Source organism: Streptomyces sp. NPDC029674 (genome assembly GCF_044903205.1).
Taxonomy (GTDB): Bacteria; Actinomycetota; Actinomycetes; order Streptomycetales; family Streptomycetaceae; genus Streptomyces.
Genome location: NZ_JBJDPY010000014.1, coordinates 157,972 through 171,484 on the forward strand (window position 1 = coordinate 157,972; position 13,513 = coordinate 171,484).

The 13,513-nt window shown below is 69.8% G+C and carries 12 protein-coding genes; 2 read left to right on the forward strand and 10 right to left on the reverse strand.

The window, feature by feature from the left end:
* Nucleotides 1–4: 4 nt before the first annotated feature.
* Nucleotides 5–718, reverse strand: a complete 714-nt coding sequence (locus ACI2L3_RS30045; RefSeq protein ID WP_404755525.1) for an MBL fold metallo-hydrolase — start codon at nt 716–718, stop codon at nt 5–7.
* Between the two features lie 167 nt (nt 719–885).
* Here ACI2L3_RS30045 and ACI2L3_RS30050 point away from each other — a divergent pair, with 167 nt between their 5' ends.
* Together ACI2L3_RS30050 and ACI2L3_RS30055 are read left to right on the forward strand one after the other, a co-directional pair.
* Nucleotides 886–1,695, forward strand: a complete 810-nt coding sequence (locus ACI2L3_RS30050; RefSeq protein WP_404755526.1) for a peptidylprolyl isomerase — start codon at nt 886–888, stop codon at nt 1,693–1,695.
* Between the two features lie 134 nt (nt 1,696–1,829).
* A complete protein-coding gene (locus ACI2L3_RS30055) occupies nt 1,830–3,062 on the forward strand; it encodes a DUF349 domain-containing protein (protein ID WP_404755527.1) in 1,233 nt (410 codons plus the stop codon).
* Between the two features lie 69 nt (nt 3,063–3,131).
* On the opposite strand, the gene ACI2L3_RS30060 is transcribed toward ACI2L3_RS30055, so the two are convergent.
* The 9 genes from ACI2L3_RS30060 to ACI2L3_RS30100 all read right to left on the reverse strand — a co-directional run bounded on the left by ACI2L3_RS30060 (nt 3,132) and on the right by ACI2L3_RS30100 (nt 13,440).
* Nucleotides 3,132–5,672: a RelA/SpoT family protein gene (locus tag ACI2L3_RS30060; RefSeq protein WP_404755528.1), complete on the reverse strand. Its 2,541-nt coding sequence runs from the start codon at nt 5,670–5,672 to the stop codon at nt 3,132–3,134.
* Between the two features lie 255 nt (nt 5,673–5,927).
* Nucleotides 5,928–6,476 carry an adenine phosphoribosyltransferase gene (locus ACI2L3_RS30065; protein WP_404755529.1) on the reverse strand — a complete coding sequence of 183 codons (549 nt, stop codon included), beginning with the start codon at nt 6,474–6,476 and terminating at the stop codon, nt 5,928–5,930.
* Nucleotides 6,473–7,597 (reverse strand): protein translocase subunit SecF, encoded by a 1,125-nt coding sequence (secF, locus tag ACI2L3_RS30070; protein WP_404755530.1) that lies wholly within the window; start codon nt 7,595–7,597, stop codon nt 6,473–6,475. The genes ACI2L3_RS30065 and secF overlap by 4 nt, the downstream gene beginning before the upstream one ends.
* 1 nt (nt 7,598) lies before the next feature.
* Nucleotides 7,599–9,395 (reverse strand): protein translocase subunit SecD, encoded by a 1,797-nt coding sequence (gene secD / locus ACI2L3_RS30075; RefSeq protein WP_404755531.1) that lies wholly within the window; start codon nt 9,393–9,395, stop codon nt 7,599–7,601.
* Nucleotides 9,396–9,559: 164 nt separating this feature from the next.
* A complete protein-coding gene (gene yajC / locus ACI2L3_RS30080) occupies nt 9,560–10,024 on the reverse strand; it encodes a preprotein translocase subunit YajC (protein WP_404755532.1) in 465 nt (154 codons plus the stop codon).
* A 197-nt stretch (nt 10,025–10,221) separates the two neighbouring features.
* Nucleotides 10,222–11,319, reverse strand: a complete 1,098-nt coding sequence (gene ruvB / locus ACI2L3_RS30085; protein WP_404755533.1) for a Holliday junction branch migration DNA helicase RuvB — start codon at nt 11,317–11,319, stop codon at nt 10,222–10,224.
* Nucleotides 11,320–11,373: 54 nt separating this feature from the next.
* The gene (ruvA, locus tag ACI2L3_RS30090; protein WP_398310878.1) at nt 11,374–11,985 is read right to left on the reverse strand and encodes a Holliday junction branch migration protein RuvA; all 612 of its coding nucleotides are present in this window, start codon (nt 11,983–11,985) and stop codon (nt 11,374–11,376) included.
* A complete protein-coding gene (gene ruvC, locus ACI2L3_RS30095; protein WP_404755534.1) occupies nt 11,982–12,557 on the reverse strand; it encodes a crossover junction endodeoxyribonuclease RuvC in 576 nt (191 codons plus the stop codon). Before ruvC ends, ruvA begins: the two co-directional genes overlap by 4 nt.
* A 130-nt stretch (nt 12,558–12,687) precedes the next feature.
* The gene (locus ACI2L3_RS30100) at nt 12,688–13,440 is read right to left on the reverse strand and encodes a YebC/PmpR family DNA-binding transcriptional regulator (protein WP_362999325.1); all 753 of its coding nucleotides are present in this window, start codon (nt 13,438–13,440) and stop codon (nt 12,688–12,690) included.
* Nucleotides 13,441–13,513 lie beyond the last annotated feature (73 nt).

Sequence of the window (13,513 nt, forward strand, 5' to 3'; positions counted from 1 at the left end):
CTCGTCACATTCCTCGTCGCGGGGCGGACGTCGGGTCCGCGCCCAGGCCGGCGGCCACCTGCCGCAGATACGGGTTGGTGGCGCGCTCCTGGCCGATGGATGTCTGGGGGCCGTGGCCGGACAGCACCACGGTCGAGTCGTCGAGCGGCAGGCACACGCGGGCCAGCGACCGGAGGATCTCGGGGTGGCTGCCGCCGGGCAGGTCGGTGCGTCCGATGGAGCCGGCGAAGAGCAGATCGCCCGAGAAGAAGACCGAGGGGATCTCGGCCGTCTCGGGCATCTGGAAGGTCACCGACCCCTTCGTATGGCCCGGCGCGTGCGCGACGGTGAAGTCGAGCCCCGCCAGCTTCAGCCCCGCGCCGTCGCTCAGCTCGCGCAGGTCGTCCGGCTCCCCCACGGTCAGCTCGCCCATGAGCGGCATCCCGATGGAGCGCCCGAGGGCCTTCTCGGGGTCGCTCATCATGTACCGGTCCGAGGGATGGATCCACGCGGGTACGTCGTGCGCTCCGCACACCGGGACGACCGAGGCGACGTGGTCGATGTGGCCGTGGGTGAGGATGACCGCGACGGGCTTGAGCCGATGCTTCTTGAGTGCGTCCTCGACTCCCTGGGCGGCCTGGTGGCCCGGGTCGATGATCACGCACTCCTCGCCCGCGGCGGGGGCGACCACGTAGCAGTTGGTCCCCCAGGCCCCGGCGGGGAACCCGGCAATCAGCACGATCGTCCTTCATTCGTCGTCCGGCGGGAGGGAGCCGCGGGCTCCGGCGGGAGAACGCGGCAGATCAGAGCCTACCGGCGCTGCCGATTCCACAGGTAACCCATATACGGTACGGGGCACTACGCAGCGCATGACGAGACATGCGCGGGAGAAGGGGAGAAGAGCCGGTGGTCAGCCAGGAACAGCGGCGCAAGCAGCTCGCGCGGGAGAAGTTCTTGCGGCAGCAGGAGCGGCGCGAGGCCGCGCGGCGCCGGGTACGGGCGCGCAACGCGGTGATCGCGGGGACCCTCGCGGTGGTCGTGGCCGGTGGCGCCGTGTCGTATGCGGCCGGGGCCTTCGACGGGGACGACGCGGACGCGCGGGCCGACAGCGCGCCGAAGGACCCGTGCGAGAAGGCGGCGCCCGGCAAGGTGAAGCCGCTGAGCTTCAAGAAGGAGCCGGCGCTCACCATCGACAAGTCGGCCGACTACACGATGGACCTGAGGACGACGTGCGGTGACATCGGCCTCGACCTGGACGCGGCGAAGGCACCGCGCACCGTCAACTCCTTCAACTTCCTGGTGAACAAGGGCTACTTGGACCACACCAAGTGCCACCGCCTGACCACCGGCGGCATCTACGTCCTCCAGTGCGGCGACCCGAAGGGGACCGGGAAGGGCACCCCCGGCTACCAGATCCCGGACGAGAACCTGAAGGACAAGCGCCTGAAGGGGAACGTGTATCCGGCCGGCACGGTCGCCATGGCGAACCAGTACGACGCCCGGGCGAAGAAGGGCAGGAACACCGGCGGCAGCCAGTTCTTCCTCGTCTACCAGGACAGTCAGCTGCCGCCCGACTACACACCGTTCGGGACCATTTCCGATTCGGGGATGAAGGTCTTGAAGAAGATCGCCGCAGCCGGCGAGAGCAGCGGGCAGGGCGACGGCGCCCCCAACGCGACGGTCGTCATCGACAAGGCCACCGTCACCAAATCCTGAGCGCCGCCAGGCAAACTTCGGTCGTGCGGGATGCGGACAGCCGCCCCGCCGGTCGCCTATGTTGGCGGTGACGAAACTGTGGACGATGCCGGGGGCCCCGAGGCCCTGCGCAGGCATCATGTGGAGGAGGCGCTGTGAGCAGCGACCCGTGGGGCCGCGTCGACGAGACGGGGACCGTGTACGTGCGTACGGCCGACGGCGGCGAGCGAGTGGTCGGTTCGTGGCAGGCAGGATCTCCTGATGAGGCCCTGGCCTACTTCGAGCGCAAGTACGACGGTCTGGTCGTCGAGATCGGACTTCTCGAGCGCCGGGTGAAGACGACCGATCTGTCGGCCAAGGACGCGATGACCGCCATCGACCACCTGCGTCAGCAGGTCGACGAGGCGCACGCGGTCGGTGATCTGGACGCCCTGAGCAAGCGGCTCGACAAGCTGGTGGAGACCGTCGAGGCCCGCCGCGAGGAGCGCAAGGCGCAGAAGGCCAAGCAGTCCGACGAGGCGCGGCACGCCAAGGAGGCGCTGGTCGTCGAGGCCGAGGAGCTGGCCCAGAGCGAGCAGTGGCGGGCGGCCGGTGAGCGGCTGCGGGCCCTGGTGGACACCTGGAAGGGTCTGCCGCGTCTGGACCGCAAATCGGATGACGAACTGTGGCACCGGTTCTCGCACGCGCGCTCGGCGTTCTCCAAGCGCCGCAAGGCGCACTTCGCCTCGCTGGACGCGCAGCGCGAGGACGCCCGCAAGGCCAAGGAGAAGCTGGTCGCCGAGGCCGAGGCCCTTTCGGGCTCGACGGACTGGGGTCCGACGGCCGCGCGGTACCGCGAGCTGATGGCCGACTGGAAGGCCGCGGGCCGCGCCCAGCGCGAGCACGAGGACGATCTGTGGAACCGCTTCCGCGGCGCCCAGGACGTCTTCTTCGCGGCGCGCAGCGCGGTCTTCGCGGAGCGCGACGCCGAGCAGGGCGAGAACCTGAAGCTCAAGGAGGAGCTGGCCGCCGAGGCCGAGAAGCTCGTCCCGGTGACGGACCTGAAGACGGCCCGTGCCGCGTTCCGGGCCATCAACGAGCGCTGGGAGGCCATCGGCCACGTCCCGCGTGACGCCCGCCCGAAGGTCGAGGGCCGGATGCACGCCGTGGAGCGTGCGCTGCAGGAGTCCGAGGAGGCCGAGTGGCGCCGGACGAACCCGGAGGCACGGGCTCGGGCCGAGGGTCTCACCGGTCAGCTGCAGGCCGCCGTGGACAAGCTGGTCGAGCAGATCGACAAGGCGCGCGCCGCGGGCAACAACGCCAAGGCCGACAAGCTCCAGAAGGAGCTCGACGGCCGCCAGGCACTGCTCGACCAGGCTCTGAAGGGCCTGCACGAGTTCGGCGGCTGAGTTTTCACCACGCTACGTAGAACGGCTCCCGCACGCGATGTGCGGGAGCCGTTCTACGTAGTACCGCGTTTACGGCCTGCGCGCCGACGTCACCCGGTACACGTCGTACACGCCCTCCACGCCCCTGACCGCCTTGAGCACGTGGCCCAGGTGCTTGGGGTCGCCCATCTCGAAAGTGAAGCGGCTCGTGGCGACGCGGTCGCGGGAGGTCTGCACGGCCGCCGACAGGATGTTCACGTGCTGGTCCGAGAGGATGCGCGTGACGTCCGACAGGAGGCGCGAGCGGTCCAGGGCCTCGACCTGGATGGCGACCAGGAAGACCGACGACTGGGTGGGCGCCCACTCGACTTCCAGGATCCGCTCGGGCTCGCGCGAGAGGGAGTCCACGTTCACGCAGTCGCTGCGGTGCACCGAGACGCCGCTGCCGCGCGTGACGAAGCCGATGATGGGGTCGCCGGGCACGGGCGTGCAGCAGCGGGCCAGCTTGACCCACACGTCCTCGACGCCCTTGACGACGACGCCCGGGTCGGCGTTGGAGCGGCGCTTGCTGCGGCCGCGCGAGGGCGGCGCGCTCTCGGCGATGTCCTCGTTGGCGGCCTCCTCGCCGCCGAGCGCCTGGACGAGCTTCTGCACGACGGACTGCGCGGTGACGTGGCCTTCGCCGATGGCCGCGTACAGCGAGGAGATGTCCGGGTAGCGCATCTCGTGCGCGAGCGTGACGAGCGAGTCGCCCGTCAGAATCCGCTGGATCGGCAGGTTCTGCTTGCGCATGGCGCGCGCGATGGCGTCCTTGCCCTGCTCGATGGCCTCGTCACGGCGCTCCTTGGAGAACCACGCGCGGATCTTGTTGCGCGCCCGCGGCGACTTGACGAAGCCGAGCCAGTCGCGGGAGGGGCCCGCGCCCGCGGCCTTCGAGGTGAAGACCTCCACCAGGTCGCCGTTGTCCAGGGTCGATTCGAGCGGTACGAGGCGGCCGTTGACCCGTGCGCCTATGGTGCGGTGGCCCACCTCGGTGTGCACCGCGTACGAGAAGTCGACGGGGGTGGCGCCCGCCGGAAGCGCTATGACGTCGCCCTTCGGCGTAAACACGAAGACCTCGTTGCGCGACAGGTCGAAGCGCAGCGACTCCAGGAACTCGCTGGGGTCCTCGGTCTCCTTCTGCCAGTCCAGGAGCTGGCGCAGCCACGCCATGTCGTTGAGGTGGTCGTCCTTGCCGCCGGCCTTCCGCGGCACGTCGGTGCGTACCTTGGAGGCGCCGGCGACGGCCTCCTGCTTGTACTTCCAGTGCGCGGCGATGCCGTACTCGGCGCGGCGGTGCATGTCGAACGTGCGGATCTGGAGCTCGACGGGCTTGCCGTTGGGGCCGATGACCGTCGTGTGCAGCGACTGGTACATGTTGAACTTCGGCATCGCGATGTAGTCCTTGAACCGGCCGGGGACCGGGTTCCATCGCGCGTGCACGGTGCCGAGCGCGGCGTAACAGTCGCGGACGGTGTCGACAAGTACCCGGATACCCACCAGGTCGTAGATCTCCGCGAAGTCCCGGCCTCGCACGATCATCTTCTGGTAGACGCTGTAGTAGTGCTTCGGGCGGCCGGTGACGGTGGCCTTGATGCGGGCGGACCTGAGGTCGGCCTGGACCTCGTCGGTCACTATGGCGAGGTACTCGTCGCGCTTGGGGGCCCGCTCGGCGACGAGGCGCACGATCTCGTCGTACATCTTGGGGTAGAGGATCGCGAAGGCGAGGTCCTCCAGCTCCCACTTGATGGTGTTCATGCCCAGGCGGTGCGCCAGCGGAGCGTAGATCTCCAGGGTCTCGCGGGCCTTCTTCTCCTGCTTCTCGCGCTTCAGGTACCGCATCGTGCGCATGTTGTGCAGGCGGTCGGCGAGCTTGATGACCAGGACGCGGGGGTCCTTGGCCATGGCGACGACCATCTTGCGCACGGTCTCGGCCTGCGCGGCCTCGCCGAACTTGACCTTGTCCAGCTTGGTGACGCCGTCGACGAGCAGCGCGACCTGGTCGCCGAAGTCGCGCTTGAGGGTGTCCAGGCCGTACTCGGTGTCCTCGACGGTGTCGTGGAGCAGCCCCGCCATCAGGGTGGCCGGATCCATGCCCAGCTCGGCGAGGATGGTCGTCACGGCGAGCGGGTGCGTGATGTACGGGTCGCCGCTCTTGCGCTTCTGGCCGCGGTGCCAGCGCTCGGCGACCTGGTAGGCCCGCTCGATCTGGCGGAGCGTGGACGACTCGATCTTGGGGTCGTTGCTGCGCACTATGCGCAGGAGGGGCTCCAGGACCGGGTTGTACGGGTTCGAGCGCTGGACGCCGAGCCGGGCGAGCCGGGCCCGGACGCGGTTGGAGGAGCCGGAACGCGCGGGCTGGCCGGTGGCCGGCCGGATCGCGGGAGCTGTCGGGTGGTGGTCCGCGGGCGGCTTCGGGCGGGGCTGCTCGGCCGGTTTGTCGCCCCGGGCGACCTCTCCCTGGGCGCGCTGCGCGGACGTGCCGCCCTGCCCGCCTTCTGCCTTTTTCGCGGGCGCGGCTGAGGCCGCCGAGGCCTGCTGGGCCTTCTGCGCGGCCTTGGCGGCGGTGAGTGGCTGGGACTCGTCTGGCAAGAGCGCTCCCTGTGCGCGATCGGGGTCCCCCGGTCAGGCCCCGAAGAGTCCATGGTATCGACCCTGGGCCTTCGGCTCGCCTTCGGCCGGTGAGACAGCTCTGTACAGGAGAAACGCGAGGGGCGGGTGTCCGATTCCCGGCGGGTCCCCCGCTGCGGGCCGGCCGAGGGAATCGGCCGGCACGACAACGGGCGACGGGCGTCCCGGTGGATACCGGAACGCCCGTCGTGCCGTCCTGCGGACCGTCTCAGTGCCTCAGACGGTGATCAGCGCCTCCAGCGGCGCCCCGCCCAAGGCCTGCTCCAGCTTCCGGCGGCCGTCGAGGAAGCCGAGCTCCATGAGGACCGCGACTCCGGCCACCTCGGCGCCCGAGCGGCGGATCAGGTCCAGCGAGGCCGCCGCGGTGCCGCCGGTGGCGAGGACGTCGTCGATGACCATGACGCGGTCGCCCGCGTCCAGGTCCTCGGCGTGCACCTCGATCTCGGCGCTGCCGTACTCCAGGTCGTAGCTCTGCTTCAGCGTCGCTCCGGGGAGCTTGCCCGCCTTGCGTACGGGGATGAAGCCGAGCCCGGCGCGGAGTGCGACGGGGGCGCCGAGGATGAAGCCACGGGCCTCCAGGCCGACGATCTTCGTGGCGCCGTGCCGCACGCTGAGGTCGGCGAGCGTCTCCGTGAGCGCGGCGAACGCGACCGGGTCGGCGAGCAGCGGCGTGATGTCCTTGAACATCACGCCCGGCACCGGGTAGTCGGGGACGTCACGGATGCGGCTGAGCAGCAGCTCCGTGACGCCGGCGAGCTCGGTCATCGGCGCTTCCCGGAAGGACGGCCCTTGCCGCGGCCGCGCGACGCGGGCTGGGTGCGCGGACCGACGACGGCCGGGGCGGCGTCACCGACCACGACGTCCTGCGGCTCCCCTGCACCGGCGGACTCCGGCGCGTCCACGGACTCGCCCTTGGCGGCGGCCGCCGCGCGCTTGGCGAACACCCGCTTCTTGAGGGCCTTCATCTGCGGCTCGCGCTCCTTGAAGTCGGCGACGAGCGGCGTGGCGATGAAGATCGAGGAGTACGCACCGGCCGCGAGGCCGACGAACAGCGACAGCGAGATGTCGTTGAGCATGCCCGCGCCCAGGACACCGCCACCGATGAAGAGCAGGCCCGCCACCGGGAGCAGCGCGACGACCGTGGTGTTGATGGAGCGCACCAGGGTGCCGTTGATGCTGCGGTTGGCGAGTTCGCTGTAGGTGTGCCCGGTCTGCTTGGTGATGTCCTTCGACTGCTCCTTCAAGCTGTCGAAGACCACCACCGTGTCGTAGAGCGAGTAACCGAGGATGGTCAGCAGACCGATCACCGTACCCGGGGTGACCTCGAAGCCGACCAGCGCGTACACACCCACGGTGATGGTGATGTCGTGGATCAGTGCGATGAGTGCCGCCAGGGCCATGCGCCACTCGAAGGCGATGGCCAGGTAGATCACCACGAGCACCATGAAGATCGCCAGGCCCTGCCAGGCCTTGTTGGCGATCTGCTCACCCCAGCTGGGGCCCACCAGGTCGGCGTTGATGTCGGCGGCCTTGACGTCCAGGTCCTCGGCGAGCGCCTTCTTGATCTGGTCGGACTTCTTGATGTCCACACCGGCGATCTGGATGCGCATTTCGTTGTCGCCCAGCTTCTGGACGATCGCGTCGTGACCGGAGGCCTTCTCCGCGGCCTCCTCGGCCTGGGAGACCGAGACGCTGGTCTTCGGGGTGTTGAAGACGGCGCCGCCCTCGAACTCGATGCCCATGTTCAGGCCGCGCACCGCCAGGCCGACGATGGCCGTGATGGTGATCAGTATCGAGATGCCGTACCAGATCTTGCGCTTGCCGACGAAGTCGTAGCCGACCTCACCGCGGTAGAGCCTGGCGCCGAGATTGCCGAGCTTCGACATCTCACGCCTCCTTCGGGTCGACAGGGCCGGCGGGGGGAGCGGTGGTGCGGCGGGACCGGCGCAGCGGGGGCTTGGCGCCGAGCCGCTCCGGGTCGAGGCCGGACCACTTGTGGCCGTTGGCGAAGAACTTCTTGCGGGCCATGAGGGTCATCAGCGGCTTCGTGAAGAAGAAGACGACGACGACGTCGAGCAGCGTGGTCAGGCCGAGCGTGAACGCGAAGCCCTGCACCTTGCCGACCGTGACGACGAAGAGCACGGCGGCGGCGAGGAACGACACGAAGTCGGAGACCAGGATGGTGCGCCGGGCGCGCGGCCAGCCCCGCTCGACGGCGGGACGCAGCGTGCGGCCCTCGCGGATCTCGTCCCGTACGCGCTCGAAGAACACGATGAAGGAGTCCGCCGTGATGCCGATCGCGACGATCGCACCGCAGACGGCGGGCAGGTTCAGCGCGAACTTAATGGTCGGGCCGAGCAGCGTCATGATCGTGTACGTCAGCGCCGCGGAGACCAGGAGGCTCGCGATGGCGATGAGCGAGAGGCCGCGGTAGTAGGCGACCAGGTAGATGATGACCAGCGCGAGGCCGATGGCGCCCGCGATGAGGCCCGCCTGCAGCTGCTCGCCGCCGAGCGCCGGGCTCACCGTGGTGACGCTCTGCTCGTGGAAGGTGAGCGGCAGGGCGCCGTACGACAGGATGTTCGCCAGGTCCTTGGCGGACTCCTGGTTGAAGCTGCCGGAGATCTCGGCGTTGGCGCTCAGGGTCGTGTTGACGCTGGGCGCGGAGGCCACCTCGCGGTCCAGGACGATCGCGAACTGGTTCTGCGGGGGCTGCTGCTGCGACAGCTTGCTGGTGACCTTCGAGAACTTCTTCGAGCCGCCCTTGGTGAATTCCATGTTGACGACCCAGGCACCGGACTGCTGGTTGATGGTCGCCTTGGCGTCGTCGACGTCCTTACCGTTCAGCTCGGCCGGGGCCAGGATGAACTTGTCCCACGACTTGCCGTCGGGGCTCTTGCCGCACGCGATGGTGGGCTCGGAGGGCTTGACGCCCTGGCCGGCCGCGGCGCGGGCCTTCTTGTCGGTGCAGTCCAGCTTCGTGAACTGCTCCTGGAGCTTGGCGGTGGCCGGGTCGGGCGTCGGCGTCTCGTCCTTCTTCTTGCCGTCGTCACCGTCCTTGGCCTTGTCCGACGGCGTGGGGTCGTCCGCCTTCAGGGCCTCGCTGACGGCGCGGCCCTGGGTCGACGGGGAAGCGGTGGGGGAGGTCGCCTTGTCGGTGGCCTTGTCCGTCGCCTTGTCGGTGGCCTTGTCGGTCGCCTTGTCCGTCGCCTTGCCGGTGGCCTTGTCCTTGTCCGTTCCGGACGAGGGGCTGGGGGACGGCTCGGGCGTCGGCGCGCCGCTGGTCTGCGTGATCACCGGACGGAAGTAGAGCTGAGCGGTCGTACCGACCTGCTCGCGCGCCTGCTTCTCGTTCGAACCCTTGGGGATGTTGACAATGATGTTCTTGTCGCCCTGGGTCTGAACCTCGGCCTCGGACACACCCAGGCCGTTGACGCGGTTGTTGATGATGTCAACCGCGGTGTTCATGTTGGTCGGGTTGATCGCGTTCTTCTGACCGGGCTCGTTCTTCGCCTCGAGCGTGATGCTCGTGCCACCGGCGAGGTCGATGCCCAGGCGCGGCGTGGTGTGCCCGGAAAGGAACATTCCCCCGGTCAGCGCCACGAGGGCGATCAGGATGAAGACCAGTGAGCGTCCCGGCTTGCCGGGAGCGCTCTGCCTTCGGCCCTTCTTGGGTGCTGCCACCTTCTCGTTCTCCCTGTCCAACCGCCCGGCGTCCGGTCTGTCCCCTTGCGGTGCGGGGAGGCCCGGGCGGGCGGCCATGAAGTGGTGTCGGGATTCGGCGCGAAACGCACGTGATCCGGGGCCCGTGGCGCGCGAGCGGCGCGCCCCACGGGCCCCGGCCGTGACTACTTCGCGTCGGACTCGCCGTCGGTCTTCTTCGGCTCCGCGTCGTCGGTCCCGGCGGCCGTGTCCTTCTTGCCGAGGTCGATGGGCGAGTCGGCGGAAGCGTCGGCGGGCTCGTCGGTCTCGGTCAGGGAGGAGGCGTCGTCCGGAACGACGGGGGCGTCGTCCTCGTTCAGGTCGTCCTCGGTGCCGTGCACGATGCGGTTGTACTCGTCGTCGGCGAGAACGGCGCCGATCGAGTTCTTCGCGTACACCGCGTGGACACCGGGAGCCACCTCAAGGAGGACGGCTTCGTCGTGAACCTCCTTGACGGTGGCGTACATGCCACCGATCGTGCGGATGCCGGTGCCGGGCTGCATCTCGTTACGCATCTGCGCGGCGGCCTGCTGCTTCTTCTTGGCAGACCGGGTCATCAGGAACATGGCCCCGATGAGCACGATGAACGGGAGGAGGGTCACGATATTCACGGGACGGAGTTTCCTTCGCACGACCGCGCAGGTAAGCGGCCATTGGGATGGGGGTGGGTACGCCGCCCGCAAGGGCGGCATCGGCGGAGTCTAAGCGAGTCCGCACCTAACGAACAACGCTCAGCATGGCACCGCAGTTCCTGAGGGGTCGACTATCCGCGCCGTTGTCCTTCGGCCGCGGCACTGTCTCGCCGATATCACGCCCCGAACAGGTCCTGTTGTCCCTTTCCGCCCGTCTGCCGCGGCGGCACCAGGCCGAGGTGCGCCCATGCCGCGGGGGTCGCGACGCGGCCGCGCGGGGTGCGGGCGAGCAGTCCCTCCCGTACGAGGAAGGGCTCCGCCACCTCCTCGACCGTCTCGCGCTCCTCCCCCACCGCGACCGCGAGCGTCGAAAGGCCGACGGGACCGCCGCCGAACAGCTTGAGCAGGGCGTCCAGGACCGCCCGGTCGAGGCGGTCGAGGCCCCGTCCGTCCACTTCGTAGACCGCGAGGGCCGCGCCGGCGATCTCGCGGTCGATCCGGCCGTCGGCCTTGACCTGGGCGTAGTCCCGGACGCGGCGCAGCAGGCGGTTGGCGATACGGGGCGTGCCGCGCGAGCGGCCCGCGATCTCGGCGGCGCCTGCCGGGTCGATCTCCACGTCGAGGAGCTGGGCGGAGCGGTGGACGACGCGCTCCAGCTCCGCGGGTTCGTAGAACTCCATGTGCGCGGTGAAGCCGAAGCGGTCGCGCAGCGGCGGGGGCAGCAGGCCCGCGCGCGTGGTGGCGCCGACGAGGGTGAAGGGCGGCAGTTCGAGGGGGATGGCGGTGGCGCCGGGGCCCTTGCCGACGATGACGTCGACACGGAAGTCCTCCATGGCCATGTAGAGCATTTCCTCGGCGGGCCGCGACATCCGGTGGATCTCGTCGAGGAAGAGGACCTCGCCCTCCTGGAGGGAGGAGAGGATCGCGGCGAGGTCGCCCGCGTGCTGGATGGCGGGGCCGCTGGTGATGCGGATCGGGGCGCCCATCTCGGCGGCGATGATCATCGAGAGGGTGGTCTTGCCGAGGCCGGGGGCTCCGGAGAGCAGCACGTGGTCGGCGGTGGCGCCCCGCGCGCGGGCCGCCCGCAGCACCAGGTCGAGCTGCTCGCGGACCTTCTCCTGGCCGATGAACTCGCCCAGGTCCTTGGGGCGCAGGGCGGCCTCGACCGCCTGGTCCTCGCCGTCGGCGACGGAGTCCACCAGCCGCTCCTCGGCGGGCCCGACGAGCCGCTCGGCCGCGCCGGCAGCGTCGTCGGTCGTGTCGTCCCAGTTCATGCGGTGTGCCTCGCGATGCGGTTCAAGGGGGGCGGCGGGTGCTTACGGGTGGGGCTAGCGGGTGCGGTTCAGGGTCTGGAGTGCGGCCTTGAGGAGCTGGCCGACCTGCGGTGTGCCCTCGGTGGCCTCGGCCTGCGGGGTGACGGCGGCGACGGCCTCGTCGGCCTCGCGCGTGGCGTACCCGAGGCCGATGAGCGCGGCGTGCAGCTGGTCGCGCCAGCCCGCGGTGACGGCCTTGCCGATCGCGGGGCCGCCGGTGCCGAGGGGCTCGCCGAGGCGGTCCTTGTACTCGAGGAGGAGCTTCTGGGCGCCCTTCTTGCCGATGCCGGGGACGGCGGTGAGCGCCTTCTCGTCACCGGTGGAGACCGCGCGGCGCAGGGCGTCGGGGGTGTGCACGGCGAGCATGGCCTGGGCGAGGCGCGGGCCGACGCCGCTCGCGGTCTGGAGCAGCTCGAAGGTCTGGCGCTCGTCGTCGTCCGCGAAGCCGTACAGGGTGAGGGAGTCCTCTCGTACGACCAGGGAGGTGGCGAGCTTGGTCTGCTGGCCCACCCGGAGCGTGGAGAGCGTGTTGGGCGTGCACTGGACGGCCATGCCGATGCCGCCGACCTCGACCACCGCGGTATCGGGGGCGAGGGCGGCGACGGGGCCGCTGACGAAGGCGATCATGCGGTACGGCCTTTCTGGGGTGCGGGGTTTCTCGTGGCGTGCAGGGCCGCTGCCTGTTGCAGGCGGTTCTGGGCGACGGCCTGTTGGAGGCGGTTCTGCGCCGGGGCGCGCCAGATGTGGCAGATGGCGAGGGCCAGGGCGTCCGCGGCGTCGGCGGGCTTCGGGGGTGCGTCGAGCCGCAGGAGGCGGGTGACCATCGCCCCGACCTGGGCCTTGTCCGCGCGGCCGCTGCCGGTGACGGCGGCCTTGACCTCGCTGGGGGTGTGCAGGGCGACGGGGATGCCGCGGCGCGACGCGCAGAGCATGGCGACGGCGCTGGCCTGGGCGGTGCCCATGACCGTGCGTACGTTGTGCTGGCTGAACACCCGCTCCACGGCGAGGACTTCGGGGACGTACTCGTCGAGCCACTGCTCGATGCCCTGCTCGATGGCGACGAGGCGGTGGCCCAACTCGGCGTCGGCCGGGGTCCGCACGACTCCGACGCCGCGCATGGTCAACGGTCGTCCGGCGACGCCCTCGACGACACCGACACCGCACCGGGTGAGTCCCGGGTCGACTCCCAGCACGCGCACGTAAGCCCTCCCCTTTTGCCTGTCCGTGCAGGCTATCGGGTCCCTCTGACAACGCGATGGGCCGACGGGGCGTGTCCCGTCGGCCCATGCGCGCCCCATAGGGGGCGCGGGGAACTGCGCGAGCTGCCGCTTACGCGTCGACCTTCGCCATGACCTCGTCCGAGACGTCGAAGTTGGCGAAGACGTTCTGCACGTCGTCGCTGTCCTCCAGGGCGTCGATCAGCTTGAAGATCTTCCGGGCGCCGTCCTCGTCCAGCTCGACCTGCATGGTGGGGACGAAGTTGGCGTCGGCCGAGTCGTAGTCGATGCCGGCCTCCTGGAGCGCGGTGCGGACCGCGACCAGATCGGTGGCCTCGCTGAGCACCTCGAAGGTCTCGCCGAGGTCGTTGACCTCTTCGGCGCCCGCGTCGAGGACGGCGCCGAGGACGTCGTCCTCGCTCAGCTCGCCCTTGGGGACGATGACGACGCCCTTGCGGTTGAAGAGGTACGACACGGAGCCCGGGTCGGCCATCGAGCCGCCGTTGCGCGTCATGGCGACGCGCACGTCGGAGGCGGCGCGGTTGCGGTTGTCGGTGAGGCACTCGATGAGCACCGCGACACCGTTCGGGCCGTAGCCCTCGTACATGATCGTCTCGTAGTCGGCGCCACCGGCTTCGAGACCGGCGCCGCGCTTGACCGCGGAGTCGATGTTCTTGTTCGGGACCGAGCTCTTCTTGGCCTTCTGGATGGCGTCGAAGAGGGTCGGGTTACCGGACACGTCGGCGCCGCCCGTGCGGGCCGCGACCTCGATGTTCTTGATCATCTTCGCGAAGAGCTTGCCGCGCTTGGCGTCGATCACGGCCTTCTTGTGCTTCGTCGTAGCCCATTTAGAGTGGCCGGACATCTGCCTGTCTCCTTCGCGTTACCCAACAACCAGTACGAACTCTCCCAGACCTTCAGACCTTAAGGCCCCGGTG

What these genes read in the sequence shown, in the direction of transcription:
- ACI2L3_RS30065 (WP_404755529.1), bottom strand. Translation starts at nt 6,476, where the DNA reads ATGACCGAGCTCGCCGGCGTCACGGAGCTGCTGCTCAGCCGCATCCGT.
- secF (WP_404755530.1), bottom strand. Translation starts at nt 7,597, where the DNA reads ATGTCGAAGCTCGGCAATCTCGGCGCCAGGCTCTACCGCGGTGAGGTC.
- ruvB (WP_404755533.1), bottom strand. Translation starts at nt 11,319, where the DNA reads ATGAACTGGGACGACACGACCGACGACGCTGCCGGCGCGGCCGAGCGG.
- ruvA (WP_398310878.1), bottom strand. Translation starts at nt 11,985, where the DNA reads ATGATCGCCTTCGTCAGCGGCCCCGTCGCCGCCCTCGCCCCCGATACC.
- ACI2L3_RS30100 (WP_362999325.1), bottom strand. Translation starts at nt 13,440, where the DNA reads ATGTCCGGCCACTCTAAATGGGCTACGACGAAGCACAAGAAGGCCGTG.